This is a genomic window from Pseudomonas hygromyciniae (assembly GCF_016925675.1).
Taxonomy (GTDB): domain Bacteria; phylum Pseudomonadota; class Gammaproteobacteria; order Pseudomonadales; family Pseudomonadaceae; genus Aquipseudomonas; species Aquipseudomonas hygromyciniae.
Genome location: NZ_CP070506.1, coordinates 3,625,294 through 3,651,528, shown reverse-complemented (window position 1 = coordinate 3,651,528; position 26,235 = coordinate 3,625,294). Strand labels below are relative to the sequence as shown.

Here is a 26,235-nt window from a genome sequence, read left to right as displayed (position 1 = left end):
CGATGTCCCCGGTTTCAGATGTAAAGGATGTCTACGGTTCTACACCCCCGTTGGGCTGCGCAGCAGCCCCAAACCCTGGCGCTGCGGTCTATCTGATAAAACGCGGCGGTCTTATTGGGGCTGCTGCGCAGCCCAACGGGGGACGAGCCCCCTCGCCACACAGTTCAGTGATCAAGTATCCAGGCTCTCGCGGACAATCTCCAGAAAGGTCGCCACCACCCGTCGCGAGCTCTGTTCCTTCAGGCACACCAGCGTTTCCTTCATGCGCTGGGTGCAGTCGCGGATCGGCATGGCGTACACCCGCGAGTCTGCGCCGAATTCCGAGGCCGAGACCACGCCCACGCCAATCCCCACCACCACCGCTTCACGGGCGGCCTCGCGGCCTTCCACCTGTATCGCCGGGCGGATCCGCAGCCCGGCCTGGTGCATCTCGCGCTCCAGGGTCTGACGGGTCACCGAACCGGTTTCCCGCAGGACCAGAGGCGTGTCGTCCAGGTCCGCCAGGTCAATGGATTCGCGCCCGGCCCATGGATGGTTACGTGCCACAAAGGCCAGCATCGGGTCATCGCGCAGCGGGATCGAAAGCAGCCGCTCGTCGTCCACGTCACGCCCCACCAGCGCCAGGTCAGCCTGGTAGTTGTACAGGCGGTACAGTGCATCGTCGGTGTTGCCGGTCTCAATCTTCACCGTAATCCCTGGGTAGCGTTCGCAAAACCGCGCGATCTGCGGCAGCACGTGCACTGGCGCGTCCACGGCCAGGGTCAGGCTGCCTGTCTGCAGGGCCTTGGAATCCTGCAGCAATTCCTCGGCTTCGGCAGCAATCACAAACAGGCGCTGGGTGATACTCAGCAGGCGCTCCCCCAGATCGGTCAGGCGCACGGAGCGCTTGTTGCGATGGAACAGCAGCACTCCGAAACGCTCTTCGAGTTTGCGCACCTGGTCGGAAATGGCCGGTTGCGTGAGGAACAGCCGCTCCGCCGCCAGAGTAAAGCTGCCGTGGACCGCCACCGCATGGAACGCTTTGAGTTGGGCATGGGAAACCGACATGGCATGACCTCTTACAAGCTGAGCTTATATTTGAAATACGATAAATCGATTTTACCTATTAGTCAGCCATTGCTTTGATAGCCCTCAGTCGCCGTAGGTTGAGTCCTACAACTTCGGCGATCATGGGTCGTTGCGTGCAACCTTGCAGGACTCATCTGACCAGTACCGGCGCCCTGCGACCCGGTACTGCAGTGCAAAACAATAAAAACACAGGCAATTGCTTTTCGATTCTGCCGGCACACTCACACCTGAGGTCAGAACCACCATGAATATCCCTATGGGTAGTATCAAGCGTTGGCGCGTGCAGATTTTCGCCATCACCTGGCTGGCCTATGCCGCCTTCTATTTCACCCGCAAAGCGTTTTCCGTGGCCAAGTTGGGGATCGTTGACGACCCGAACTTCCCGCTGGACAAGATGATGATGGCCAATCTGGATGGCCTGTACTTGGCGGCGTATGCCGTTGGCCAGTTCACCTGGGGCATGCTCGCCGACCGTTTCGGCCCTAGGGTGGTGGTGTTGGGGGGGTTGGTGATTTCCGCGGCCGCCGCGCTGGTAATGGGTACGTTTGCCACCTTGCCGATCTTTGTCACGTGCATGTTGATCCAGGGCCTGGCGCAGTCCACCGGCTGGTCGGGACTGTGCAAGAACCTCGGCAGTTTCTTCCCGGCGCAACAGCGCGGGCGGGTGCTGGGGTTGTGGAGCTCGTGCTATGCGTTTGGCGGGTTGGTGGCGTCACCGTTTGCCGGTTGGTGGGCCTATACCCTGATCGGCACCTGGCACGCGGCCTTTATTTCCAGTGCCGCAGTGGTGGCGTTGGTGGCAGTACTGTTTTTCATCTTCCAGCGCAATACGCCACAGGACGTCGGCCTGCCGGAAGTCGAACCTGAGCCGGCAATGAGCGCCGAGGAGCAGGCGGCGGCCAAGAAAATCAGCATCCTTGAGCCGTTGCGCGAAATCTTGCGCAACCGCACGGTGCTGACCTTGGGCCTGGCGTACTTCCTGTTGAAACCGGCCCGTTACGCGATCCTGTTGTGGGGCCCGGTCATCGTCTATGAGCAGATGCCCTCGGTGGGCAAGGTTGGCGCGGCCATTGTGCCGACGGCGTTCGAGCTGGCGGGGTTGCTGGGGCCGATCATGATTGGCCTGGCGTCCGACAAACTGTTCGGCGCCCGGCGCATGCCGGCCTGCGTGCTCAGCCTGTTGGCGCTGACGGTGTCGCTGGCGCTGTTCATGGGGGCATTGCATACCGGCAGCGTGCTGTTGGTGATGGCCTTGCTGTTTGTCATGGGCCTGACCCTGTACGGGCCGGACTCGATGATCAGCAGTACGGCGGCGATCGACTTCGGCACGGCCAAGGCTGGGGCGACGGCGGCGGGTTTCGTCAACGGCTGCGGTTCGGTGGGGGCGATTCTCGGTGGCCTGTTGCCGGGCTATTTCGATACGGTGACGGTGTTTATCGTGTTCGCCGGCGCCGCGTTGTTTTCCTCGTTGGTGCTGATGCCCTATTGGAACGCCCGGCCTGCGGTTTTGGCGCAAGTGGGCGACTTTGTGCCGGATCGTTCAGTGGCGATCAAACCCCTGCGCACCTGAGGCACCTGCAACGCTGGCCGGTTTTTTGGTGGAACGAAGGGTTCTTGCCCTATAAACTCTGCGGCCAAAGCGCCGGCCAGTAGACGTCTCGGCGCCACGGATATCAAGAGAGTGAGTCATGGGCGCACAGTGGAAGGTTAAACATAAAGAAGCGGCATCCAATGCCAAGGGCAAGATCTTCGGCAAGCTGGTGAAAGAGATCACCATTGCCGCCCGCAACGGTGCTGATACCGCAACCAACGCCCACCTGCGTCTGGTGGTCGAGCAGGCCAAAAAGGCCTCGATGCCCAAGGAAACCCTGGAGCGCGCGATCAAGAAAGGCGCGGGCCTGCTGGGCGAGACCGTGCAGTACCATCGTGTGACTTACGAAGGGTTCGCCCCGCACCAGGTACCGTTGATCGTCGAATGCGTGACCGACAACATCAACCGCACCGTGGCGGAAATCCGCGTGGCATTTCGCAAGGGGCAACTGGGGGCTTCGGGCTCGGTGGCTTGGGACTTCAACCATGTAGGGCTGATCGAGGCCTCCCCGGATACCCCGGATGCCGACCCGGAAATGGCCGCCATCGAAGCCGGCGCCCAGGACTTTGAAGAAGGTGAAGAAGAGGGCACGACCCTGTTCATTACCGAGACCACGGACCTGGATGCGGTACAGAAAGCCTTGCCGGAGCAGGGGTTTACCGTGTTGTCGGCCAAGTTGGGCTACATCTCGAAAAACCCGGTCAGCGGTTTGAGCGACGAGCAGATGGCGGAAGTCGAAGCCTTCCTCGAAGGCCTGGACAACCATGACGACGTGCAGGATATGTTCGTCGGCCTGGCAGGCTGATACCGGCCTGGAACCACGGGCGCGGGCTTGTGTGGGAGCGGGCTTGCCCGCGATAGCGGTGTGACTGACCGACTGCTATCGCGGGCAAGCCCGCTCCCACATTTGCATGGCGTTTCAGAGTGAGGACAGCAGTGCCTCGATCTCTTGGAACGCCGGACGCGCCAGCACCTGCGGCTGGCAGCAGCTGCCGCGCAGCGCCTCCAGCACTTGGCGCTGTTCATCGCTCAACCCGCTATCAATGCGCTCCAGCAACTCCCCCAGCAACACCCCCGAACGCCCGCACTTCAATGCGCTGCAACGCCCTGGTCTCCAAGGTGTCGGCGGTGGCATGGAATGACGCCGCGCCAAAATCCCCGAGCAAACAATCGCCCTCGGCATTCCACAGGATATTGTGGCCATACAGGTCGCCATGGGTAATGCCGTGCCGGTGCAGGTGCGCGGCCACGGAGGCGATGCCGCGTGCCATGCGCAACGCCACTTCAAGGCTGAAACGGGTGGCAGGGTCGTAGACGTCCCGGGTGCAGGACGCCAGGCTGGGCAGGTCGGCGAGGTTGCGGTAGCTCGGGTCGATCAGGTCCATCACCAGGGCGGCCTGCTCAGTGGGGTGGCCGATCACGCGGCCTTGCACCTTGATCAGGTTGGGATGCAGCCCGGCGGCAATGCAGGCCTGCATTTCGTGCAGCGGCGAACCGTCGCTGGTGATGGTGCCCTTATAGAGTTTGACGGCGACAGGCGCGTTTGACGCTTGCCTGAACGCCTTGCGAATCACGCCTGAAGCGCCTTCGCCCAATACTTCGGCCAGTTGCAGTTCAGCCCAGGGAATGTTCGGCGTCGCGTCATCATTGGCCACTTGCACCGCGCTTTCTACCGGGTTGCCGGCATAGGCCAGCCAGGTCAGGCGCGGTAGCGTCAGCAGCCATTGCGGCAATTGCGTCAAGCGGTTGGAGGCGATGCGCAGTAGCTCGAGGTTATGGCATTGGGCCAAGCTCGCTGGCAGTTGCTCCAGGCGGTTGCCCGCCAGCATGAGCTTCTGTAGCAGGGGCCGCTCACCGAGTGCGTCCGGCAACTGGCTGATGCGGTTATCGGTGAGGATCAACCAGCGCAACTGCGACGGCAGCGCGGCGGCGGGCACGTGCTCGATCTGGTTGGCCTTGAAGCCGACCATGCTCAATTGCTGGCACTGGCCCAGGCATGCCGGCAGTTCGGTGAAGGCGTTGTCCGAGCAAAACAGCACACGCAGGTGGGGCAGGCGGTGCAAGTCGTCCGGCAGGCTGCTCAGGGCGTTGCCGCTCAGATTGAGGATTTCCAGGGAATCGGCCAGGTCGAAGATTTCCCGGGGGAACTGCGTCAGGCCGCAGGACAGATCCAGGCGCTTGATGCCAGCCAGTTGGCCAGCCTTGAGTTGGGCAAGGGTATCCATGAACAGCTTCGGTCACTCGACAAGGGCAAAGGCGCTCATGATAGCGATTTGAGCGCCGGCGAGCTGACTTGTTGTAACTGGCTGGGCCTGAGGGTGTAGCCCTGCTGCCGGGCCTTGTCCGCGAAGAGCCGGTGAATGGCTTGCGTCGCGGGTGTGGTAATCGGCTGTGCTCAGGGAGACGCCAGCCAGCAATGGATGTTCCATTCGTAGGAAAAATAAATCCTGTGAATGGCCTCGTTCCCTATCGTTTGTAGCCTCTCGCAAGTCTGTAATGTCGTGTCAGTTCCTCAATCAAGCGCCCCGACTGCCCGATCACTGTGGGCAGGAGCCAGATGAGGAGTGAGCCCATGATGTCGGCAACAGCAACGAGTAGCGGTTTTGTCAGTACCCAGGCGTTAGGTCATTTGCCCTCCCTGCAACGCGATACCCTCCAGGCCTGGGGATGCGGTGCGGTCAATCCACTGCCTTACACCTATATACACCAGGCTTTTGAAGCGCACGCGGCGGCAGCACCCGAGGGGATAGCCGCCCGCTGGCTAGACCAGAGCATCAGCTATCGGCAGTTGAATCGCCAAGCCAATCGGCTGGCGGCGCACCTGATCGAACAGGGGGTGGTGCCGGGCGACAGTGTGGCGCTGTTTGTCGAGCGGTCGATCCCCATGCTGGTGGGGATGCTCGCGGTGTTGAAAGTCGGCGCTGCATATGTGCCCCAGGACGCCAGAATTACCCCGCCGGCCCAATTGGCGATGATCCTTGAGTCGTTGTCGAGCAAGGTTGTGCTGACATTGTCGGGGTTCAAGGATCGACTGCCGCTGGCCGCCGATCAGCCGTGTGTGTGCCTGGATGAGTTTCTCGTGCAGGCACCGTGGCTGGTAGAGGAAGCGGACCCAAACGTCGCGGTGACCCGCCCCGGCGACTTGTGTTTTGTGCTGTTTACCTCTGGCACCACGGGACGGCCCAACGGGGTGCGGGTGACCCATCGCAATGTGTGCAACGTGCTGCTGACGGCGCCGGGAAACCTGGGCATTAGGCCGGGCATGATCGTCGGGCAGATTCTCAACATTGCATTCGACATGGCCGCCTGGGAAATTCTTGGCTGCCTGGCCCACGGCGCAACGTTGCATATCCGCACCCAGGATATCGGGCAGACCGCGCGCCTTTGCCACGTGCTGATCGCAACGCCGTCAATCCTTGGCACCCTTGACCCCCAGCAGTGCCCCGACCTTGAGACGGTAGCAGTGGCGGGCGAGCCGTGCCCACAGGCACTGGCGGACCGATGGGCGGCCCATTGCGTGTTCTACAACGGCTGCGGGCCCACCGAAACCACCATCGTCAACACGCTGCACCGGCATACGCCGGGGGCACCCTTGACCATCGGCACGCCTACGCCCAACAACACCGTGTATGTGCTGGATGAACACGGGCGTGCGTGCGCGCCAGGGGAGGTCGGTGAGATGTGGGCCGGGGGCGACGGGGTGACGGCGGGGTATCTGAACAACCCGCTGTTGACTGCGCAACGCTATCGCCCTGATCCGTTCCTGGGGGGCGGGCCGGATGATGTTTCGTACACGGGACCTGGGACGCTGGACGGGCAGCGGGGCACTGGAGCATCTGGGGCGAGTTGATGATCAGGTCAAAGTGCGTGGTTTTCGCGTGGAGTTGGATGCGGTTTCAACCACCTTGGAGGCGTGTGGTTCGTGTAGTCGGGCGGTGGCACTGAAGTTCGACAGTCAGCACCTTGTGGCGTTTGTGACGCCGGCCAGTGCGAATGTTCCGGCCGCCAGGCAGTACTGCGCGCAGCGCTTGGCGTACTACTGCGTTCCCGCGTTGATCTTTGCTGTGGAGAATCTGCCGCTGACGGCGCGCGGCAAGATCGACAAGACCCTTCTGCTGCAATGGGCTCGTGACAGCGTCGAGGGGCAGCAACTCGCCCGGCAAGAGGGTGGTCGCCCATGATTGACCGGCTGATGGAAACGCCATTGCCTGCGCGGCCTGGCGGGTGGAGACGCTGGTCTGGCGCGCCGTTGTTTTCCCATTACAACCGGCTGGTGGCGCTGGTGTTCGTCGCCAACGGCGGGTTTGCGCTGGCCTGCCTGGAGCTGCCAGGGGTGGATGTGCAGGTGGTGTCGCGGCTGGTGATGCTCAACCTGGCCCTGGCGATCCTGGTGCGCCAGCAGTACGTGATCAACGGGTTGTTCTGGCTGGCGACGCGGATCCCCGTGACGTGGCCGCTGTGCATCCGTCGCCATGCGGCCAAGGTCTATCACCTTGGGGGGCTGCACAGCGGCGGCGCGGTGGCGGCGACGTTGTGGTTTGCGGTGCTGGTCGGCAGCCAGGGGTGGCGTTACCTGCAACAGCCGCACAGCGTTTCGGCGGCATGGTTGCTGGTCAGTGGCGCATTGTTCGGCATCTTGGTGCTGATGGTGGTGATGGCGCAGCCGTGGATTCGCGGTCGCTTCCATAACGGCTTCGAGCGCGTGCATCGGTTTGCAGGTTGGGCGGCCTTGTTGCTGTTCTGGGCGCAAACGCTGCTGGCGTTACCCCAGAGCAGCCTGCTGCATGCAGTGGAGTTCTGGGTGTTGCTCCTGCTGAGCCTGAGTATTGCCCTGCCTTGGTTGCGCCTGAGCAGGGTGGCGGTCAGTCATCACCGACCTTCCGACCATGCGGTAGTGACCCGCCTGTTACACACCACGCCGTTTGCCGGCTCGTCCACTGCAATCAGTCTGCAGCCACTGCTGGAGTGGCATTCGTTCGCCAATATTCCCACTCCGGGCCAGCCGGGCTTTCGCCTGATTATTTCCCGAGCCGGGGATTGGACGGGGCGCTATATCGACCGCTTGCCGTCGCATGTGTGGGTCAAGGGGATTACTATCGCGGGCGTGGCCAACGTCGAGACCTTGTTCAAGTCAGTGGTGTACATCGCCACAGGGAGTGGTATCGGCCCGGTGATGCCGCATTTGCTGGCGGCGCAGGTGCCGATCCAGTTGGTGTGGTCTACCCGCAGCCCCGCCAAGACCTATGGCGCGGCATTGGTAGAGGAAATTGTGCGGGCACAACCCGACGCCGTGATCTGGGACACCGATGTGCGGGGCAAGCCTGACCTTGTGCAGTTGGCCTACGCTGCCGTGCAAGCGGTAGGGGCCGAAGCGGTGATCTGCATCGCCAACCAGGCGTTGACCCGCCGGGTGGTTCAAGAGATGGAAGCCCGGGGCATACCGGCTTACGGCGCGATCTGGGATTCCTGAGCAACGGTTTGGCACGAACAGAGGCGCGGGATGAATCCGAGCAATACCGCCATCTGGTACTTGTTCTGAAAACGCCTACAGCCTCTGGGGATTGCGATTTTGGCGATGGTGATCGAGCGTCTGCCGGTGTTGTGGCATTTGGCGGCGGCGTTGCTTCATGGCTGGGTGCGTCGTGATGACGTGTTACACAGCATGTTCGGCAAAGGCTGAGCACCGAGGGTAAACCGCCAGTAAACCAGGGCCAACAGGTTGATGGCGGCGCCCAGGGCGCACACGCCGAGCCAGCCGGCCCAGGCGTACATCATCGTGGCCAAGACCGAGCCCAGGGCGCTGCCTGCCGAATAGAACAGCATGTAGGCGGCCACCAGCCTGCTCTGGGCGTCGGGGCGCACGCTATAGATCAGGCTTTGGCTGGTGACATGCACGGCTTGCAGGCCGAGGTCGAAGGTAATGACGCCGAGCAATAACGCCCATAACGAGGACTGGGTGAAGGCGATGGCCAGCCACGACAGCAGCATCAGCAGCAGGGCGGCGCCGCTGGTCCATTGGGCCAGGCCGCGGTCGGCCAGGCGTCCGGCATGGGCCGCGCCCAGCGCGCCGGCGGCACCGGCAAGGCCGAACAGGCCGATCTGGGTGTGGGACAACGACAATGGCGGAGTGCTCAACGCCAACACCAAAGGCGTCCAGAGCACGGTGCCAGCGGCAAACGTCAGCAACGCCAGCACCGCACGATCTCGCAGGACTTTTTCCTCGCGCAAAAGGCGCAACACCGAGCCTAGCAACTGCCCATAGGAGCCCGGCGTGCGAGGCTGTTCGGCGGCAGGCAAGATACGCCAGAGCAATAGCGCCATCAGCAACGTCAAGCCGGCCGACAACAGGTACACCGAGCGCCAGCCGGCCAGGTCCGCCATGATCCCGGATACCGTGCGCGCCAGCAGCAGGCCGACCACGATGCCACTGGTCACCAGGCCTACCACATGCCCCCGTTGCTCGGGCCGCGCCAGGTTGGCGGCATAGGCCACCAACACCTGGGCCACCACGGCGAGCAGGCCCGTCAGCAGCAGGCCAGCCAGGAACCACGAGCTGCTGCTGGACAGCGCGACCAGCAATACCGCGCAGGTCGAGAGCAGCAACTGGCAGACAATCAAGTAGCGGCGATTGAGCAGGTCTCCCAACGGCACCAGCAATAACAGGCCGACGCCATAACCGACCTGGGTCAGGCTGATCACGATGCCGACGGTGGCGGGGTCCATGGAAAACGTCATGGCCATGGCATCGAGCAGGGGTTGGGCGTAATAGACATTCGCTACCGACAAACCACAGGCAATGGCAAACAGCAGCACGACCGCGCCACTCAAGGGGGATTTTGGCATATTGGATGCTCGTTATGGTTTTGAAATGAAACCAGTTGTACGGTAGGTATTCCGGTTTTATATTGCAACTACATTTCTGTCAGGCAGGCGTTACCCATGGTCAAACTCACCCGCTTTGAAAGTGCCGAATGCCCGGTGGCGCGCTCACTGGAGGCCATTGGCGATGGTTGGGCGCTGTTGATCATTCGCGATGCATTCGATGGCATCCGCCGTTTTGGCGAGTTCCAGCGCAGCCTGGGGATGGCCAAGAACATTCTGTCGGCGCGCCTGCGCGACCTGGTGGCCCACGGGATTCTCGAGGTCGTCCCGGCCTCCGATGGCAGCGCTTATCAGGAGTATGTGTTGACGGAAAAGGGCAGGGGGCTGTTTGCCGTGATCATTGGGTTGCGGCAGTGGGGCGAGGGTTTTTTCTATGCCGAAGGCGAGGCGCATTCGGTGATGCTGGACCGGGAGCACGGCCAGCCCCTGCAGCCCTTGCAGGTACGTGCAGCGGATGGCCGGGTACTCGAGCCGCAGGAATGCCTGCGGGTGTCAGCGCAACCCGGGGGCTGAATCGGCCCCCCCGGGTTGGCCAGGATCAGCGCAGTACGTCGACTATATCCGCCACGCTGCTCAGCACGTCCTTGCCCAGTTGCAGTGAGCGTTTGCCGGACCAGCCGGTATGAGGGTCGGGCGCATCGTCATTGTCCTTGAACGGCATTTCCAGGGTCAGGGACAGGCAATCGAACTGCTCGCCCACGCTGTTGCAGGCCAGGGTCATATTGGCCTGGCCTGGCAAGTCGCGGGTGTAGCCATGGGTGGTCTGGAAGTCGCGGGTCAGCTCGCTCAAGTGGCTGCGAAAGTGTTTTTCCAGGGCCTCGATACGCGGCGTATAGCCGGGGTTACCTTCACAACCTGCGGTGAACACGTAGGGAATTTCCTCGTCGCCGTGGATATCCAGGAACAGGTCGACGCCGTATTTTTCCATTTGCTGTTGGACGAACAGCACTTCCGGGCTCTGCTCCTGGCTTGCGCTTTGCCAGGCGCGATTAAGGTCCTGGCCCATGGCGTTGGTGCGCAGATGGCCGTGGAACGCACCATCCGGGTTCATGTTCGGCACCAGGTAGAGGTCGGCGGCGGCCAGCAGTTTTTTCAGCTCGTCATCACCGTCCTGTTGCAGGCGCTCGATGATGCCTTCCATAAACCACTCGGCCATGTGCTCACCGGGGTGCTGCTGGGCGATGATCCACACTTTGCGCTGCCCCGCGCCGCCCTTGCCACGGCGTAGCAGGGGAATATCACGGCCCTCGACGCTCTTGCCGGTCGCCAGCAATTGGGTGCCCGCGCGGTTCAGCGCCCGGTCGATCAACCAGGCGTGACGCTCGCGGCTGTAGGGTTCGAAGTAGGCGAGCCAGGCGTGCTTTTGCTCGGTCTTGAATTCGATGTGCAAGGTTTCGCCATCAAAGCGTGTAGGCACGCGGAACCAGTTGATATGGTCGTAGGACGCCACGGCGTTGTAGCCGCTCCAGGCATGTTTGTAGGAGGACTGACCGGCGTTGCTCAAGCGAAAGGTATGGGTATGACCAATGTGCATACCTTCGGCCTTGAAGTGGAACCATTGGAAGTGCTGGCTACGGGTATCGGGTTTGATCGCCAGTAACAGTTGATGGGCATCGCGGGTGTCGAGCACCTGGATATTGCCGCTGTCGAAATCGCTGGTGATTTTAATGGAGGTCAAGGCCACGGTCATAGTCTGGTTGCCTGAATATGAGAGATGTGACAGGCAGTTTACACAGGGGCGGGGTAAAGTTTGGGACGCAAATTGTTGCGAAAAAGGAGGGGGCGTCGTCCATGACGCAGCAGCAGCTTAGAGTCTATGAGATTGATTCTCAAGTGCTAATTTGGAAAGAACCGGGCCAGAGCGCTTTCTCGGCTTTCTTTCGCTGATGGTCTTTTGCTACCATGCGCGCCATCAAGCAACACACAGTCTTCATTAGCCTGAAGCCACGCCAGAATAACTGGCAAAAAAAAGACCCGGCCAAAGAGCCGGGTCAAAAACCGTGATTAGCCTGATGAGGAGATATTCCAAGAGTCCGACCTAAGGTCTCTTGGTCTATCGACTGATCTCGCGACCAGCTGCTTGCAATAATAATCATTATCATTTGCAAGTCAAATGTTTTTATCTGCCTGATAGAAATATTTTTCCTTCTGTTCCTGCACACCCGTCTGGTTACGAGGTTTTCCCGTCTGCCAGTTGCAGTGGACGCTCCAGCATGGCCTTGGCCATATCAATTAGATACACCACCGAAAACGCCAGGTCCCGGGTGCCTCCCAGCTTATTGTTCGCCAGCTCATACGCGATGGCGGCGGCGCTGCGCAGCAGGTCCGACGCGTGGATCAGGGCTTCCTCGCTGCTGACCGTGGGATTGGCCTCGAACCAGGTTTCATCGTCCGGTGTCGGGCCTGGATCTTCTTTCAAGTAGTAGTCCAGCGCACGACGGGCTGCGTCGCTGCCCTGTAAAAATTTTATTTCATCATTATCAGGTGTACCGGGCAGGTGATCCGGAGGTGTGGTCATGAGATCTGCGCTCTGGGTGGGAAGGTGAAGAGGTAAGCGTGATAATAATACGATCTGTATTTATGTCATTTGATTGATTACTACAAACTGTTTATTGTCGTCATCAATACACCCGGTATTGTCTGCCCCATGGATAAATGGATAGCGTTGGTCAAAGCCAACATGAAGGCCCGCAAGGTCACGCAGAATCAACTGGCGGCACGCATGGGCATGTCCCAGGGCGGCATTGGCCATTGGCTGGGCAAGCGCCGGGTACCGAGCCTCGCCGATATGAACCGGGTGCTCGAAGAGCTGGGCCTGGGTTATCTGGAAGCAGCGCTGGTGATCCGCGAGAAGGGTGACGGCCCGGGCGAAGATGAAGCCGCGCCGGCCCTTCAATACAACCCGTATTTTCGCTACCCGGTAAAAGACTGGAAACAGCCTTGCCAGGTCCACGAACAACGTCCGGCCTACGGTCCTGCGCGTTTTCAGGCGAGTGACTACGACGCCGACGGCGAGGCGTTCTGGCTCCAGGTGAGCGGCGATGCAATGACCGCGCCCAGCGGGCCAAGCATCGCCGACGGCATGATGATCCTGGTGGACCCGGCCCTCGACGCCGAGCCCGGCAAACTGGTGGTGGCCCAATGGGCGGGCAGCAGCCAGGCGACGTTTCGCAAGCTGCTGGAGGAAAGCGGCCAGCGTTATCTGGTGCCGCTCAACCCGACCTACCCAAAGGCATTGCTCACCGATGACTGCCGGATCATCGGCGTAGTGGTCCAGGCCACGGTGAAGTTCTAGGGCTGGGCCTCCAGTTCCACCAATGCACTCCCTTCACCGACCATTTCACCTTCCTGGCAATACAACGCCTTGACCACGCCGTTATGGGGCGCACGGATGCTGTGCTCCATCTTCATCGCTTCGAGCACCACCAATTGCGTGCCGGCCTCAACCGTCTGGCCGACTTCCACCAGCACCCGCACGATGCTGCCGTTCATCGGCGCAGTAAGGCCACCCTGATGCGCCTGCCCGGCATCGACGGCGGCGATCGGATCAAACAGCGTCACGCTGCGCATTTCACCCTGCCAGCGCAGGAACAGCGTCTGGCCATGGCGCACCGCCAGATGCGAGCGGCGTATGCCGGCGTCTTCGATCCACAGGTGTTCGTCCCGCAGTTGCGGCGCAGTGGTGGTTTGCAACGTCACCAGGCGGTCCTGGCCGTCGCAGCTCAAATGCAGTGACGTCTCGGCAGGCAGGCCTGTGCGAAAGCCCAGCGCCGCAGCCCACGGCGAGGCGGGGTCGTCGTTGCGCAGCCGAGGCAGTTGGCTTTGCATAAAGGCATGGCCGGCGGCCTGCCAGAACTCATCGCTCAACGCGCTGGCGACAGGCAGCAGTTGTTCCTGATAACGCGGGATAAACCCGGTATCCAACTGCGCCGCAGCGAACGCGGGATGGCCGATGATGCGCCGCAAAAAGCCCAGGTTGGTCTTCAAGCCGCCGACCGCAAACTCGTCCAGCATGCTCAAAAGGCGCAGGCGCGCTTGTTCGCGGTCCTCGCCCCAGGCGATCAGCTTGCCGAGCATCGGGTCGTAGAAGGGTGATACGTCGTCGCCTTGCTCGACGCCGCTGTCCACCCGGCGTCCCGGGCCTGGTGCCGACTCGCGGTACAGCGCCAGATGCCCGGTGGCCGGTAAAAAGTCATGGCTCGGGTCTTCGGCATACAGCCGCACTTCGATGGCGTGGCCGCGCAACGGCACTTGCTCCTGGGTCATCGGCAGCGGCTCACCTTGAGCCACGCGAATTTGCCAGGCCACCAAGTCCAGGCCGGTGATGGCCTCGGTTACCGGGTGTTCCACCTGCAAACGGGTGTTCATCTCCATGAAGAAGAACTCGCCGCGCGCATCCAGCAGGAACTCCACGGTGCCGGCGCCGACATAGCCAATCGCCTGGGCCGCGCGTACCGCCGCCTCACCCATGGCCTGGCGCAGGGCCGGGCTGAGACCGGGCGCCGGGGCTTCTTCGACGACCTTTTGGTGGCGACGCTGGATCGAGCAGTCGCGCTCATTGAGGTACAGGCAATTGCCATGCTGGTCGGCAAATACCTGGATCTCCACGTGGCGCGGCTTGATCAGGTATTTCTCCACCAACATCTGCGCGTTGCCAAACGACGACAGCGCTTCACGCTGGGCCGAGGCCAGGGCTTCGGCCAGTTGGCTTTCGTCCTCGACCACTTTCATGCCTTTGCCGCCGCCGCCAGCGGTGGCCTTGAGCAGCACCGGGTAGCCAATGCGCGCGGCGGCCTGGCGGAAGGTTTCCAGATCCTGCCCGGCACCGTGGTAACCCGGTACCAGCGGCACGCCGGCGGTTTCCATCAGCGCCTTGGCCGCGGATTTGCTGCCCATGGCATCAATGGCCGAAGCAGGCGGGCCGAGGAAAATCAGCCCGGCGTCTTCAATTGCCCGCGCAAAGCCCGGGTTTTCGGAAAGAAAGCCATAGCCAGGATGAATCGCCTGGGCGCCGCTGGCTTTGGCGGCGGCAATCAATTTGTCGATCTGCAGGTAGCTGTCGGCGGCCTTGCTGCCGCCCAGGTCCACGCGGATATCGGCTTCGCGGCTATGGCGCGCATCGCGGTCCGTGGCGCTATGCACGGCAACGGTGGTCATGCCCAAAGCTTTGGCCGTGCGCATGACCCGGCAGGCGATTTCGCCACGGTTGGCCACCAGCACGCAGGTAATCAACGGTGAACTCATGAACGATGCTCCTGGGACTGCCAGCTGGGTGCACGCTTTTGCAAAAACGCGCGCAAGCCTTCCTGGCCCTCGGCGCTGACGCGGATGCGTGAGATGGCGTTTTCGCAGTAACGGCGCAAGGCCGGGGTGAGCGCGCCGTTGCCGACTTCACGCAGCAGGTCCTTGCTGGCGCGCATGGCGGCCGGGCTGTTGAGCAGCAGATTGGCGGTCCACTGCTCGACCTGTTGATTCAGCTCATCGAGGGGATAGCTTTGCGCCAATAGCCCGATCGCCTGCGCCTGCTGGCCGTCGAAGCGTTCTGCGGTCAGGGCATAACGCCGGGCCGCGCGCTCGCCAATCGCCTGCACCACAAACGGGCTGATGACCGCCGGTGCGAGACCGATGCGCACTTCCGACAGACAGAACTGCGCGTCATCGGCGCCAATGGCCATGTCGCAGCAACTGATCAGGCCCAGGGCACCGCCATACGCTGCGCCCTGGACCACGGCCAGGGTCGGGATTTTCAGCTTGGCCAGGTTGTACATCAACTCCGCCAGCTCGCGGGCGTCGTCAAGGTTGGTGTGGTAATCCAGCTCGGCCGACTGCTGCATCCAGGCCAGGTCCGCGCCGGCGCTGAAATGCTTGCCGCGCCCGCGTACCACCAGAAAGCGCAGGGACGCATCGGCCTGTACCTGATCCAGGGCAATGATCAGCTCACGGATCATTTCGGCATTGAACGCGTTGTTTTTCTCTTCCCGGCTCAACCACAGCGTGGCAAAGCCACGGGGGTCGTTCACCAGTTCAACGGTGTTGAAATCGCTCATGGGTGCAGCTCCAATTACATGCGGAACACGCCGAAGCGGCTCGGCTCGATGGGGGCATTCAGTGCGGCGGACAAGGCCAGGGCCAGCACGTCACGGGTCTGCAAAGGGTCGATGACACCGTCATCCCACAGGCGGGCGCTGGAGTAGTAGGGGTGGCCCTGGGTTTCATACTGGTCGAGGATCGGCTGCTTGATCTGCGCTTCTTCCTCGGCGCTGAACCCCTGACCACTGCGTTCGGCTTGTTCGCGCTTGACCTGCACCAGCACGCCGGCCGCCTGTTCGGCACCCATCACGCCAATGCGTGCGTTGGGCCACATCCACAAAAAGCGCGGGTCGTAGGCCCGTCCGCACATCCCGTAGTTACCGGCACCAAAGCTGCCACCGATGATCACTGTGAATTTCGGTACCTTGGCACAGGCCACGGCGGTGACCAGCTTGGCGCCGTGCTTGGCGATGCCGCCGGCTTCGTATTTCTGCCCGACCATAAAGCCGGTGATGTTCTGCAAGAACAGCAGGGGAATCCCGCGCTGGCAGGCCAGCTCGATAAAGTGCGCGCCTTTTTGCGCAGCTTCGGCGAAGAGGATGCCGTTATTGCCAAGGATCGCGATGGGATAGCCATGCAAATGGGCAAACCCGCAGACCAGCGTGGTGCCGAACAGCGCCTTGAATTCATCGAAGACCGAGCCGTCCACCAGTCGCGCAATCACTTCGCGCACATCGAACGGTTGCTTGGCGTCGGCCGGGATCACCCCGTACAACTCGTCGCTGGCATACAACGGCGCGACCGGCGTGCGTTGTTGCAACTGCCCCTGTTTGCGCCAATTGAGGTTGGCGACGCTACGGCGGGCCAGGGCCAGGGCGTGTTCGTCGCTGTCGGCGTAATGGTCGGCCACCCCGGAGATCTTGCAGTGCACATCGGCACCGCCAAGGTCTTCGGCGCTGACCACTTCGCCCGTGGCGGCCTTCACCAGTGGCGGGCCGGCGAGGAAGATGGTCGCCTGCTGGCGCACCATGATCGCTTCGTCGGCCATCGCTGGCACATAGGCACCACCGGCGGTGCAGGAGCCCATGACCACGGCAATTTGCGGGATGCCTTGGGCACTCATGTTGGCCTGGTTGAAGAAGATCCGCCCAAAGTGCTCGCGGTCGGGAAACACTTCATCCTGGCGCGGCAGGTTGGCGCCGCCGGAATCCACCAGGTAGATGCACGGTAGGCGATTCTGTTCGGCGATGGTTTGTGCGCGCAGGTGTTTTTTCACGGTCAGCGGGTAATAGGAACCGCCTTTTACCGTGGCGTCGTTGGCGACGATCATGCATTCCACGCCTTCGACCCGGCCGATCCCGGCGATCACGCCAGCAGCCGGTACGTCTTCACCATAGACCTGATACGCCGCCAGTTGGCTGAGCTCAAGGAACGCCGAGCCTGGGTCAAGCAGGCGGTTGATGCGCTCGCGCGGTAACAGCTTGCCCCGGGACGTGTGGCGCTCCTGGGCCTTGCTGCCGCCGCCTTGCTGGACCTGGGCGAGCAGGGTGTGCAGGGCGTCGACCTGTTTGAGCATTGCCGCGCTATTGGCGGCAAATTCAGCCGAACGCGGATTGAGTTGGGTGTGCAGGGTGGCCATGGTGCACTCCCTCAGCGGGTTTCGTTGAACAGTTCGCGACCAATCAACATGCGCCGGATCTCACTGGTGCCCGCGCCGATTTCATACAGCTTGGCATCGCGCAGCAGGCGGCCGGCCGGGAATTCATTGATATAGCCATTGCCGCCGAGAATCTGGATTGCATCGAGGGCCATCTGCGTGGCGCGTTCGGCGCTGTACAGAATCACCCCGGCCGCGTCCTTGCGTGTGGTTTCGCCGCGCTCGCAGGCTTGGGCAACCGCGTACAGGTAGGCACGGCTGGCGTTGAGCTGGGTGTACATGTCGGCGACCTTGCCCTGGATCAGTTGGAACTCGCCGATGCTCTGGCCGAACTGTTTGCGGTCGTGGATATACGGCACGATCAGGTCCATGCAGGCCTGCATGATCCCGGTAGGGCCGCCGGAGAGCACCACGCGCTCGTAGTCCAGGCCGCTCATCAGCACTTTGACCCCGCCATTGAGCGCGCCGAGGATGTTTTCTTCGGGCACTTCGACGTCATCGAAAAACAGCTCGCAGGTGTTGGAGCCGCGCATGCCCAGCTTGTCGAACTTGTTGCTGCGGCTGAAGCCTTTCGAGTCGCGCTCGACGATAAACGCGGTGATGCCATGGGCGCCTTTTTCCAGGTCGGTCTTGGCGTAGATTACGTAGGTGTGGGCATCGGGACCGTTGGTGATCCAGGTCTTGCTGCCGTTGAGCACATACACGCTGCCGCGCTTGTCGGCGCGCAGCTTCATCGAGACCACATCCGAGCCGGCATTGGGCTCGCTCATGGCCAGGGCGCCAATGTGCTCGCCGCTGATCAGCTTGGGCAGGTACTTGAGCTTTTGCTCGTGGCTGCCGTTGCGGTTGATCTGGTTGACGCACAGGTTGGAGTGCGCGCCGTAGGACAGCGCCACCGAGGCCGAGCCACGGCTGATCTCTTCCATGGCCACCACGTGGGCCAGGTAACCCAGGCCGGCACCGCCGTATTCTTCCGGCACGGTGATGCCCAGCAGGCCCATGTCACCGAACTTGCGCCACATATCCACGGGGAACAGGTTGTCGATATCGATCTGTGCTGCCCGGGGCGCCAGCTCCTTGGCCACGAAGGCCTGCACCTGGTCGCGCAGCATGTCGATGGTTTCACCGAGGGCGAAGTTCAGGGTCGGGTAACTCATGGAGGGGCACCTATAAACATTATTGTTGTGGGGCTGGCGACGCCATTGGGCGATCACCTTTACGTTAACGTAAACTTGCGTTGCATGACTGTCAATCGTAGCTTACGTTAACGTCAAGCTCGCGCCTGACCGGCGCACCGTCCACCTACAAAAAAGACAATAGGGGTCGTCATGGATCAACCGAATCAGAGCTACAGCCGTGGCCCACAGAACAAGGCCCTGCTGGCCATGACCATTGGCCAGGCCTTTGACCGCACGGTGGCGCGGTACCCGGAGGGCGAGGCTCTGGTGGTGCGCCATCAGCAGTTGCGCTACACCTGGCAGCAATTGGCCGAAGCCGTGGACCTGCATGCCCGCGCTCTGCTGGCCCTGGGTTTGCAGATCGGGGATCGTCTCGGCATCTGGGCGCCGAACTGCGCCGAGTGGTGCATTAGCCAGGTGGCCAGTGCCAAGCTCGGGGTGATCCTGGTCAACATCAATCCGGCCTACCGCAGTAGCGAGTTGGAATACGTACTCAAGCAATCGGGCTGCCAGTGGTTGATCTGTGCCGGTTCGTTCAAATCCTCCGACTACCACGGGATGCTGCAGGCGCTGGTACCGGAACTGGCGGAGCAGGGCATCGGCCAATTGCGCTGCGAGCTGTTACCCGAGCTGCGCGGGGTAATCAGCCTGGATGCGCGACCGCCCTCGGGGTTCCTGCCCTGGTTGCAATTGTCGGCCCTGGGTACGGGCATTCCCCCGCAACAGCTGCATCACCGCGAGGCCAGCCTGCACTTCGATCAACCCGTCAACATCCAGTACACCTCCGGCACCACGGGCTTCCCCAAGGGCGCCACCCTCAGTCACCACAACATCCTCAACAACGGCTACATGGTCGGCGAAAGCCTGGGCCTGACCGCCCAGGACCGCCTGGTGATCCCCGTGCCGCTCTACCATTGCTTTGGCATGGTCATGGGCAACCTGGGCTGCATCACCCATGGCACGACCATGATCTATCCCAATGACGGTTTCGACCCGCTGCTGACCCTGGCCGCCGTGGCCGAAGAGCGTGCCACTGGCCTATACGGCGTACCCACGATGTTTATCGCGGTGCTCGATCATCCGCAGCGCGGTACGTTCGACCTGTCGACCCTGCGCACCGGGATCATGGCCGGCTCCACCTGCCCGATCGAGGTGATGCGCCGGGTGATCAGCGACCTGCATATGAGTGAGGTACAAATCGCCTACGGCATGACCGAGACCAGCCCGGTGTCGCTGCAGACCGGGGCCGATGACGACCTGGAGCGGCGCGTGACCACCGTCGGGCGCACCCAGCCCCAGTTGGAAAGCAAGATCATCGACGAAGCCGGCAACACCGTAGCGCGCGGGCAGATCGGCGAGCTGTGCACCCGTGGCTACAGCGTGATGCTCGGCTACTGGAACAACCCCGAGGGCACCCGCGAAGCCATCGACGAGGCGGGCTGGATGCATACGGGCGACCTGGCGAGCATGGATGAGCAGGGTTACGTGTGCATCGCCGGGCGCAACAAAGACATGATCATTCGCGGCGGCGAGAACGTGTACCCACGGGAGCTGGAGGAGTTCTTCTTCACCCACCCGGCGGTGGCCGATGTGCAGATTATCGGCATCCCCGATGAGCGTTACGGCGAAGAGATCGTGGCCTGGATCAAGTTTCATCCGGGGCAGGTCGCCAACGAACTGGAGTTGCAAACCTGGTGCAAGGGGCGCATTGCGCACTTCAAGACGCCGAAGCATTTCCGGTTTGTTGAAGAGTTTCCGATGACAGTGACCGGCAAGGTCCAGAAGTTTCGTATGCGCGAGATCACGATCGAGCAACTGCGTAGCGAAACCTGAGGCCTGGCCCAAACCTGATGTGGGGCCTGGCTTGTGTGGGAGCGGGCTTGCTCGCGATAGCGGAGTATCAGTCAAGTATTTATCAACTGACCCACCGCTTTCGCGAGCAAGCCCGCTCCCCACAGGGGATAGAGGGTGATTCACAAAATTCATTTCACCCAGGCAGCACAAAGGGGAGCCGAAGCTCCCCCTTTAATTTGTTGTTACGTGCTCTTTTTTTTATTATTGAGGGGCGGTCTATTGTTGTTTTTGGCAACCGTGGCCCTTTACCGCTGTTTTGGCGACCCCCATCCGGGGTCAAGAGCAAACGTATTTTTTTGAGCGCTGATCTGCTTCTTCGCATGCGATCCAACCAGTGGGTAGCTACCTTGGGGTAGTTTTATTGTTCTCTGCCCGGTTGCGAGTGGCGGCTTGCGCCGTACCCTGCGAAGCACATCTTCTCCAAAAAAATCTGTTAGCTGCGTCTCTGCCGTGTTGTTTTTGTTATGTCAGAGTCGGTACGTCTTATTTTTTATTAGGTTTGGCGCTTTTTTATTCTTGTTATGCCATAGAGATAGCAGAAGCCGTGCCAACTTTTGAAAGTCCTTTAAAATCAATGGCTTGATTTTTAAGTAGGAAATTTACTTCAGAGAATGCGACAAAATATGTTCCCGTGTTACCCGATGTGTAGCCGTGAGGTAACACATCGTCACGGTTACGCTACTCAACTGGCGCTACGGGCCCTGGCCACGCGTGAGCCGGTGGCGCGGCCGAGGACCGTACAGATCTGCTGGCCCGCCGCCACCAGCTTGTCCATGTCGATACCGGTCTCGATGCCCAGGCCATTTAGCAGGTACAGCACATCCTCAGTGGCCACGTTACCGCTGGCGCCCTTGGCGTAGGGGCAGCCGCCGAGGCCGGCGATAGAGCTGTCGAACACCGCGATACCTTCCAGCAGGCTGGCATACAGGTTGGCGATGGCCTGCCCGTAGGTGTCATGGAAATGCCCGGCGAGCTTTGCCCGTGGCACGTCCTTGCCCACCACCTCAAACATACGGCGCGTGGCGCCGGCGGTGCCGGTGCCGATGGTGTCGCCCAAAGACACCTCGTAGCAGCCCATGGCATACAGCTCTCGGGCCACGGCGGCCACTTGTTCCGGCGCCACTTGGCCTTCATAAGGGCAACCCAGCACGCAGGACACATAGCCGCGCACACTCACGCCATGTTGCTGCGCCGCCGCCATGATCGGCGCAAAGCGCTCCAGGCTCTCGCTGATGGAGCAATTGATATTGCGCTGGGAAAACGCCTCCGACGCCGCGGCAAACACCGCAACCTCCTTGACCCCGGCCGCCAGCGCGTCCTCGAACCCGCGCAGGTTCGGCGCCAGCGCGCCGTAGATCACGCCCGGCTTGCGCTGGATCTGTGCAAACACTTCGGCTGAGCCGGCCATCTGCGGCACCCACTTGGGCGAGACAAAACTGCCGACTTCGATGTAACCCAGGCCTGCCGCACTGAGGGCATCGACCAGTTGCACCTTGTCGGCCACGCTGATGGGCTGTGCTTCGTTTTGCAGACCGTCGCGCGGGCCGACTTCGACCAGGCGTACATGAGAGGGGAGATACATGGGATCTACCTTTTTATTGGGGTTGGCCGACCTGGCTCTGGATCGTCTGTTCCAGGGCCTGGGTGCAACGTTCTTCGGCGGTGTCCAGTTCCAGCTTCATCTGTTCGATGTCCAGCAACTGTTGTTCCAACTGTTCACGGCGTTCGCTGATCTTCGACAGCATGCTGTGCAATTGCTTTTGATTGCCGCTGGTGGGGTCGTAGAGTTCGATCAACTCGCGGCATTCGGCCAGGGAAAAGCCGATGCGCTTGCCGCGCAGGATCAGCTTCAGGCTGACTTTGTCCCGGGGCGAATAGATACGCTCCTGGCCTCGGCGTTCGGGGCTCAGGAGGCCTTGTTCTTCATAGAAGCGAATGGCCCGGGTGGTGATGTCCAACTCGCGGGCCAGGTCGGAGATGCTGTAGGTCGTGCTCATGGTGGCGCTCAAGGAGGGTCTTGGCGCTACGCTAATGGCTGCTTGACGTAAACGTCAAGCGAATCGCCATCTAAGCGTTATCCAACTTCTTCTCACGCGCCGTGACCTGCTGGCACAGTTCGATCATCTGCTCGCGCATCCAGCGGTTGGCCGGGTCCTGGTCGGTGCTTTCATGCCAGTACAGGTGAGTTTCCACTGGCGGCACATCATTGACCGGCAGGTAGAACGAGTGCAGGTCGTTACGCCTGGCAAAGCGCTCGGGCACGGTCATCACCATATCGGTCTGCTGCAATACCTGGGAGGCCATCAGGTAATGCTGCGAACGCAGGGCGATCTTGCGCTGGATCCCCATCTTGCCCAGAGCCAGGTCGACGTGGCCCAGGCCATTGCGTCGGCTGGAAATATGAATATGGGTCAGCGAGAGGTAGTCATCCAGGCTGAACTTTTCCTTGCCCGCCATCGGGTGGCCCTTGCGCATGGCACACACATAGCGGTCTTCCATGAGCTTGACGTGGCGCACTTGCGGGTCGGTGTTCAGGGGCGCGTCCACCGCAAAATCCAGGCGGCCGGCGGCCAGTTCCTTGGTGGTTTCACGGCGCTTGGACAGGAAACTTTCGATGATCACCGTGGGCGCCAGGCGGCGCAGGCGCTGGAACAGCGACGGCAGGATCACCGCTTCAGTGAGGTCGGTCATGCTGATGCGGTAGGTCTTGGCGGCCTGCAAGGGGTTGAAGATCCGGCTCTCTTGCACCGACACCCGCAACAGCGACAGGGCGTTGCGCACGGGGCCAATGATGTTCTGGGCCATGGGGGTCGGCACCATGCCCTGGGCGGTCCGCACGAACAGCGGGTCGTTGAAGGTCTCGCGCAGGCGCGCCAGGGCGTTTGATACCGCCGGCTGGGTAATGCCGACGATCTGCCCGGCGCGGGTCAGGTTGGCTTCGGTGTAGATCGCGTCAAAGACGATGAAAAGATTGAGGTCGACCTTGCTCAGATTCATTTCGTTGCGCTCTTCTTGTTAGGTGTTCATACGCCGATCATATATCGGTGATGAATGTTAATACACGCCGAGAATAGGCTAGGTAAATTATCAGCGCTGTTCTAGCATCGATTGCATGACCTAAACAACCTCTCAAAGAAGGGAGCTGCTCATGGATTTTGCCTATTCGCCCAAGGTTCAGGAACTGCGTGAACGCGTCACCGCGTTTATGGATGCTTACGTTTACCCAGCCGAACCGGTGTTTGAGCGCCAGGTCAGCGAAGGTGATCGCTGGCAGCCCACCGCCATCATGGAAGAGCTCAAGGCCAAGGCTAAGGCCGAAGGCTTGTGGAATCTGTTCCTGCCGGAGTCCGAGCTGGGCGCCGGCCTGACCAACCTGGAATACGCGCCGCTCGCAGAAATCATGGGTCGCTCCCTGCTTGGCCCGGAGCCGTTCAACTGCTCGGCACCCGACACCGGCAATATGGAAGTGCTGGTGCGCTACGCCAACGAAGAGCAGAAACAGCGCTGGCTGGAGCCGCTGCTGCGCGGCGAGATCCGCTCGGCGTTCGCCATGACCGAACCGGATGTGGCGTCCTCCGACGCCACCAATATGGCCGCCCGCGCTGAACGCCAGGGTGACGAGTGGGTCATCAACGGCAAGAAATGGTGGACCTCCGGCGCGTGCGACCCACGTTGCAAGATCCTGATCTTCATGGGCCTGAGCAACCCGGATGCGCCGCGCCACCAGCAACACTCGATGATCCTGGTACCGGTGGATGCGCCTGGGGTGAAAATCGTCCGGCCGCTGCCGGTGTTCGGCTACGACGACGCGCCCCATGGGCATGCCGAAGTACTGTTCGACAACGTGCGCGTGCCGTACGAAAACGTGCTGCTGGGTGACGGCCGTGGCTTTGAAATTGCCCAGGGTCGCCTTGGCCCGGGCCGGATCCACCACTGCATGCGCTCCATTGGCATGGCTGAACGCGCCCTGGAATTGATGTGCAAACGCTCGGTCAGCCGCACCGCGTTTGGCAAGCCGCTGGCGCGCCTGGGTGGCAACATCGACAAGATCGCCGACTCGCGGATGGAAATCGACATGGCACGCCTGCTGACCTTGAAAGCGGCGTACATGATGGACACGGTCGGCAACAAAGTGGCGAAAAGTGAAATCGCCCAGATCAAGGTCGTGGCACCGAATGTAGCGCTCAAGGTAATTGACCGGGCGATCCAGATCCACGGCGGTGCCGGGGTATCCAATGACTTCCCGCTGGCCTATATGTACGCCATGCAGCGCACCCTGCGCCTGGCCGACGGCCCGGACGAAGTGCATCGGGCGGCGATTGGCAAGTTTGAGATTGGCAAATATGTGCCTAAAGAGCTGATGCGCAGTGGTCAGTAACACCACGCCGGACTTATCGCGGGCGAGTCCGCTCCCACATTCAGTGTAGGAGCGGGCTTGCCCGCGATAGCGTTGGGCCAGTAACCACCCGTTTTCAGGCTTCAATAAACCCAGACCTCCACCCGGCGATTCTTGATCCGGCCCTCATCCACGGTATTCGTCGCCACCGGCATCTCGGCGCCAAAGCCGCGGATGTCGCGTAACACCACGCCACTCTTGACCAGTTCCCGGCGCACCGCCATCGCCCGCAACTTCGACAACAGGGCAGCGCGCTGCGGGTCATCCTTGGCGTCACCAAACCCCACTAGCGTGACCCGTTTGTTACGTTTGTCGTGGCTGTTTATATAAGCCACCACCCGCGCCAGGTCCTGGCGTGCCTTGTTGTCCAGGCTGGCGCTGCCTTCTTCGAAGCGAAAATTCACGCTCAGACGTTGTGCCTCGCGAGCGATGGCCTGGTAGGCGTCCGGCATCGGTGGCCGTGGCTGCACGCTGATGGCCTGGACCTGTTGGGCGATAAACCCGTTGGCGGCAACGATGGCCTGGCCCTGGGCGCTCTGGGCAAAGTCCACCAGCGCCTCGGCCCAGGGATTGGTGTTAGCGGGCGGCAGGTAGAAAAACAAGCGCCGCGACAGAGGGTAGTCCTCGGTGGCGATCAGGCTGTTCGCCGGCAACATCGCTTGGGAATCACCATCACTGATGGCCACGGCCTTGGCCTGGCGCACATAAGGCAGGCCGATGAAGCCAATACCCTGCGGGTCGTGGCTCACCGCATCGGACAGTTGCTCGCTGGACTCAAAGCGTTTGGCCGCGCTGTCGAGGGTTTTGCCGCGACGGTTGAGCACCAGCTCCTTGAAGGTGTCGTAGGTTCCGGATTGATCATCGCGGGCATACAACCGTATCGTCCCGCCGGCGCCGCCCAAGGCTTCCCAGGTGCTGACTTCGCCACTGAAAATCCTCGCCAGTTGTTCGGTCGTCAAGGTCTGCAAGGGGTTGCGTGGATGCAGGATGATCGCCAGGCCATCGATGGCGATCACCTGTTCGGCGCCGGGGCTTTTCAGGTCGCCCAGGGGTTCGAGATCCACCAACTCGCGGTCCTTGATCGGGCGCGATGCGGCAGCCAGATCGGCCTCGGCCTTTTTCAGCGCGGCAAAGCCGGTGCTGGAACCGTGGGCGGCGATTTCTACCAGGACCCGTTTGCCTTGGGGGCTCGTGCCGACGAGGCGCTGCTCATTGGGGCGTTTCGTCGGTTCACTGTGTACGGTCTTCAGGCCCTGTTGCTCCATCAAGCCCTTTACCAGCGCCGGGCCCAGCGCCGCGCCAATGGTGTTGGAGCCCTGGATGCGCAATGCCGGACCGTGTTCGGGAAAGGGTAGGGGCGTTGCCAGGGCCGCAAGAGGGAACGTGCTACAGAGAACCAGCAGGTACAGAACGCGCAGCATCATGCCGCCACCTTCTCAAGCCAAAGGAAGTGCGGGCAGATTAAGTCAGTAAGGTTGCCAGAATATGACTGAGGGCCAACTGAACCCAATGTGGGAGCGGCTTGTGTGGGAGCGGGCTTGCTCGCGAATACGGTGTGTCATTCAACACATCCAGCGAC

General features: G+C 61.5%; 19 protein-coding genes and 2 pseudogenes. 8 read left to right on the top strand and 13 right to left on the bottom strand.

Annotated elements, in window-relative coordinates:
• Nucleotides 1-171 precede the first annotated feature (171 nt).
• Nucleotides 172-1,047, bottom strand: coding sequence for a LysR substrate-binding domain-containing protein (locus tag JTY93_RS16105; protein ID WP_205478060.1), 876 nt, complete (start codon nt 1,045-1,047; stop codon nt 172-174).
• A gap of 265 nt (nt 1,048-1,312) precedes the next feature.
• Here JTY93_RS16105 and JTY93_RS16100 point away from each other — a divergent pair, with 265 nt between their 5' ends.
• Together JTY93_RS16100 and JTY93_RS16095 are read left to right on the top strand one after the other, a co-directional pair.
• On the top strand, nt 1,313-2,638 hold the full coding sequence (locus JTY93_RS16100) for an MFS transporter (RefSeq protein ID WP_205478061.1): 1,326 nt from the start codon (nt 1,313-1,315) through the stop codon (nt 2,636-2,638).
• Nucleotides 2,639-2,756: 118 nt separating this feature from the next.
• Nucleotides 2,757-3,464 carry a YebC/PmpR family DNA-binding transcriptional regulator gene (locus tag JTY93_RS16095; protein ID WP_029298387.1) on the top strand — a complete coding sequence of 236 codons (708 nt, stop codon included), beginning with the start codon at nt 2,757-2,759 and terminating at the stop codon, nt 3,462-3,464.
• A gap of 114 nt (nt 3,465-3,578) precedes the next feature.
• On the opposite strand, the pseudogene JTY93_RS16090 reads toward JTY93_RS16095, so the two are convergent.
• Nucleotides 3,579-4,884, bottom strand: a pseudogene (locus JTY93_RS16090) (protein kinase).
• 350 nt (nt 4,885-5,234) lie between these two features.
• Between JTY93_RS16090 and JTY93_RS16085 the strand changes: the two are divergent.
• Both JTY93_RS16085 and JTY93_RS16080 read left to right on the top strand, forming a co-directional pair.
• Nucleotides 5,235-6,840, top strand: a pseudogene (locus JTY93_RS16085) (amino acid adenylation domain-containing protein).
• Nucleotides 6,837-8,129, top strand: a complete 1,293-nt coding sequence (locus JTY93_RS16080) for an FNR domain-containing protein (RefSeq protein ID WP_205478063.1) — start codon at nt 6,837-6,839, stop codon at nt 8,127-8,129. Before JTY93_RS16085 ends, JTY93_RS16080 begins: the two are co-directional and overlap by 4 nt.
• A 155-nt stretch (nt 8,130-8,284) precedes the next feature.
• Here JTY93_RS16080 and JTY93_RS16075 read toward each other — a convergent pair whose 3' ends face one another.
• On the bottom strand, nt 8,285-9,502 hold the full coding sequence (locus tag JTY93_RS16075; protein WP_205478064.1) for an MFS transporter: 1,218 nt from the start codon (nt 9,500-9,502) through the stop codon (nt 8,285-8,287).
• Nucleotides 9,503-9,598: 96 nt separating this feature from the next.
• On the opposite strand from JTY93_RS16075, the gene JTY93_RS16070 reads away from it, so the two are divergent.
• Nucleotides 9,599-10,054, top strand: a complete 456-nt coding sequence (locus JTY93_RS16070; RefSeq protein ID WP_169999182.1) for a winged helix-turn-helix transcriptional regulator — start codon at nt 9,599-9,601, stop codon at nt 10,052-10,054.
• A 25-nt stretch (nt 10,055-10,079) separates the two neighbouring features.
• Here JTY93_RS16070 and JTY93_RS16065 read toward each other — a convergent pair whose 3' ends face one another.
• On the bottom strand, nt 10,080-11,231 hold the full coding sequence (locus tag JTY93_RS16065; RefSeq protein WP_169999181.1) for a M14 family metallopeptidase: 1,152 nt from the start codon (nt 11,229-11,231) through the stop codon (nt 10,080-10,082).
• A 480-nt stretch (nt 11,232-11,711) separates the two neighbouring features.
• A complete protein-coding gene (locus tag JTY93_RS16060) occupies nt 11,712-12,059 on the bottom strand; it encodes a DUF6124 family protein (RefSeq protein WP_205478065.1) in 348 nt (115 codons plus the stop codon).
• Nucleotides 12,060-12,188: 129 nt separating this feature from the next.
• Between JTY93_RS16060 and JTY93_RS16055 the strand changes: the two genes are divergently transcribed.
• Complete coding sequence (locus tag JTY93_RS16055; protein ID WP_205478066.1) at nt 12,189-12,836, top strand: LexA family protein; 648 nt, start codon at nt 12,189-12,191, stop codon at nt 12,834-12,836.
• Here JTY93_RS16055 and JTY93_RS16050 read toward each other — a convergent pair.
• Genes JTY93_RS16050 through JTY93_RS16035 form a run of 4 tightly spaced genes read right to left on the bottom strand, consistent with a single transcriptional unit; the run spans nt 12,833 to nt 18,385 of the window.
• Nucleotides 12,833-14,785: an acetyl/propionyl/methylcrotonyl-CoA carboxylase subunit alpha gene (locus JTY93_RS16050; RefSeq protein ID WP_205478067.1), complete on the bottom strand. Its 1,953-nt coding sequence runs from the start codon at nt 14,783-14,785 to the stop codon at nt 12,833-12,835. The genes JTY93_RS16055 and JTY93_RS16050 overlap by 4 nt on opposite strands.
• Entirely contained in the window at nt 14,782-15,588 is an 807-nt protein-coding gene (locus JTY93_RS16045; RefSeq protein WP_205478068.1) for a gamma-carboxygeranoyl-CoA hydratase, read from the bottom strand. The genes JTY93_RS16050 and JTY93_RS16045 overlap by 4 nt, the downstream gene beginning before the upstream one ends.
• 14 nt (nt 15,589-15,602) lie before the next feature.
• Nucleotides 15,603-17,210 (bottom strand): carboxyl transferase domain-containing protein, encoded by a 1,608-nt coding sequence (locus JTY93_RS16040; RefSeq protein ID WP_205478069.1) that lies wholly within the window; start codon nt 17,208-17,210, stop codon nt 15,603-15,605.
• Between the two features lie 11 nt (nt 17,211-17,221).
• A complete protein-coding gene (locus JTY93_RS16035; protein ID WP_029298352.1) occupies nt 17,222-18,385 on the bottom strand; it encodes an isovaleryl-CoA dehydrogenase in 1,164 nt (387 codons plus the stop codon).
• 171 nt (nt 18,386-18,556) lie between these two features.
• Here JTY93_RS16035 and JTY93_RS16030 point away from each other — a divergent pair, with 171 nt between their 5' ends.
• Nucleotides 18,557-20,239: an AMP-binding protein gene (locus tag JTY93_RS16030; RefSeq protein ID WP_205478070.1), complete on the top strand. Its 1,683-nt coding sequence runs from the start codon at nt 18,557-18,559 to the stop codon at nt 20,237-20,239.
• Nucleotides 20,240-20,942: 703 nt separating this feature from the next.
• Here the strand turns inward: JTY93_RS16030 and JTY93_RS16025 are convergent.
• From JTY93_RS16025 to JTY93_RS16015, 3 genes are all read right to left on the bottom strand, one after another.
• A complete protein-coding gene (locus tag JTY93_RS16025; protein ID WP_205478071.1) occupies nt 20,943-21,842 on the bottom strand; it encodes a hydroxymethylglutaryl-CoA lyase in 900 nt (299 codons plus the stop codon).
• A 13-nt stretch (nt 21,843-21,855) separates the two neighbouring features.
• On the bottom strand, nt 21,856-22,257 hold the full coding sequence (locus JTY93_RS16020; RefSeq protein ID WP_205478072.1) for a MerR family transcriptional regulator: 402 nt from the start codon (nt 22,255-22,257) through the stop codon (nt 21,856-21,858).
• Between the two features lie 70 nt (nt 22,258-22,327).
• Nucleotides 22,328-23,257 carry a LysR family transcriptional regulator gene (locus JTY93_RS16015; protein ID WP_205478073.1) on the bottom strand — a complete coding sequence of 310 codons (930 nt, stop codon included), beginning with the start codon at nt 23,255-23,257 and terminating at the stop codon, nt 22,328-22,330.
• Between the two features lie 151 nt (nt 23,258-23,408).
• On the opposite strand from JTY93_RS16015, the gene JTY93_RS16010 reads away from it, so the two are divergent.
• The gene (locus JTY93_RS16010; protein ID WP_205478074.1) at nt 23,409-24,638 is read left to right on the top strand and encodes an acyl-CoA dehydrogenase; all 1,230 of its coding nucleotides are present in this window, start codon (nt 23,409-23,411) and stop codon (nt 24,636-24,638) included.
• Nucleotides 24,639-24,739: 101 nt separating this feature from the next.
• Here the strand turns inward: JTY93_RS16010 and JTY93_RS16005 are convergent, their stop codons facing one another.
• Complete coding sequence (locus JTY93_RS16005) at nt 24,740-26,080, bottom strand: substrate-binding domain-containing protein (protein WP_205478075.1); 1,341 nt, start codon at nt 26,078-26,080, stop codon at nt 24,740-24,742.
• Nucleotides 26,081-26,235 lie beyond the last annotated feature (155 nt).

What these genes read in the sequence shown, in the direction of transcription:
- JTY93_RS16105 (WP_205478060.1), bottom strand. Translation starts at nt 1,047, where the DNA reads ATGTCGGTTTCCCATGCCCAACTCAAAGCGTTCCATGCGGTGGCGGTC.
- JTY93_RS16100 (WP_205478061.1), top strand. Translation starts at nt 1,313, where the DNA reads ATGAATATCCCTATGGGTAGTATCAAGCGTTGGCGCGTGCAGATTTTC.
- JTY93_RS16095 (WP_029298387.1), top strand. Translation starts at nt 2,757, where the DNA reads ATGGGCGCACAGTGGAAGGTTAAACATAAAGAAGCGGCATCCAATGCC.
- JTY93_RS16080 (WP_205478063.1), top strand. Translation starts at nt 6,837, where the DNA reads ATGATTGACCGGCTGATGGAAACGCCATTGCCTGCGCGGCCTGGCGGG.
- JTY93_RS16075 (WP_205478064.1), bottom strand. Translation starts at nt 9,502, where the DNA reads ATGCCAAAATCCCCCTTGAGTGGCGCGGTCGTGCTGCTGTTTGCCATT.
- JTY93_RS16070 (WP_169999182.1), top strand. Translation starts at nt 9,599, where the DNA reads ATGGTCAAACTCACCCGCTTTGAAAGTGCCGAATGCCCGGTGGCGCGC.
- JTY93_RS16065 (WP_169999181.1), bottom strand. Translation starts at nt 11,231, where the DNA reads ATGACCGTGGCCTTGACCTCCATTAAAATCACCAGCGATTTCGACAGC.
- JTY93_RS16060 (WP_205478065.1), bottom strand. Translation starts at nt 12,059, where the DNA reads ATGACCACACCTCCGGATCACCTGCCCGGTACACCTGATAATGATGAA.
- JTY93_RS16055 (WP_205478066.1), top strand. Translation starts at nt 12,189, where the DNA reads ATGGATAAATGGATAGCGTTGGTCAAAGCCAACATGAAGGCCCGCAAG.
- JTY93_RS16050 (WP_205478067.1), bottom strand. Translation starts at nt 14,785, where the DNA reads ATGAGTTCACCGTTGATTACCTGCGTGCTGGTGGCCAACCGTGGCGAA.
- JTY93_RS16045 (WP_205478068.1), bottom strand. Translation starts at nt 15,588, where the DNA reads ATGAGCGATTTCAACACCGTTGAACTGGTGAACGACCCCCGTGGCTTT.
- JTY93_RS16040 (WP_205478069.1), bottom strand. Translation starts at nt 17,210, where the DNA reads ATGGCCACCCTGCACACCCAACTCAATCCGCGTTCGGCTGAATTTGCC.
- JTY93_RS16035 (WP_029298352.1), bottom strand. Translation starts at nt 18,385, where the DNA reads ATGAGTTACCCGACCCTGAACTTCGCCCTCGGTGAAACCATCGACATG.
- JTY93_RS16030 (WP_205478070.1), top strand. Translation starts at nt 18,557, where the DNA reads ATGGATCAACCGAATCAGAGCTACAGCCGTGGCCCACAGAACAAGGCC.
- JTY93_RS16025 (WP_205478071.1), bottom strand. Translation starts at nt 21,842, where the DNA reads ATGTATCTCCCCTCTCATGTACGCCTGGTCGAAGTCGGCCCGCGCGAC.
- JTY93_RS16020 (WP_205478072.1), bottom strand. Translation starts at nt 22,257, where the DNA reads ATGAGCACGACCTACAGCATCTCCGACCTGGCCCGCGAGTTGGACATC.
- JTY93_RS16015 (WP_205478073.1), bottom strand. Translation starts at nt 23,257, where the DNA reads ATGAATCTGAGCAAGGTCGACCTCAATCTTTTCATCGTCTTTGACGCG.
- JTY93_RS16010 (WP_205478074.1), top strand. Translation starts at nt 23,409, where the DNA reads ATGGATTTTGCCTATTCGCCCAAGGTTCAGGAACTGCGTGAACGCGTC.
- JTY93_RS16005 (WP_205478075.1), bottom strand. Translation starts at nt 26,080, where the DNA reads ATGATGCTGCGCGTTCTGTACCTGCTGGTTCTCTGTAGCACGTTCCCT.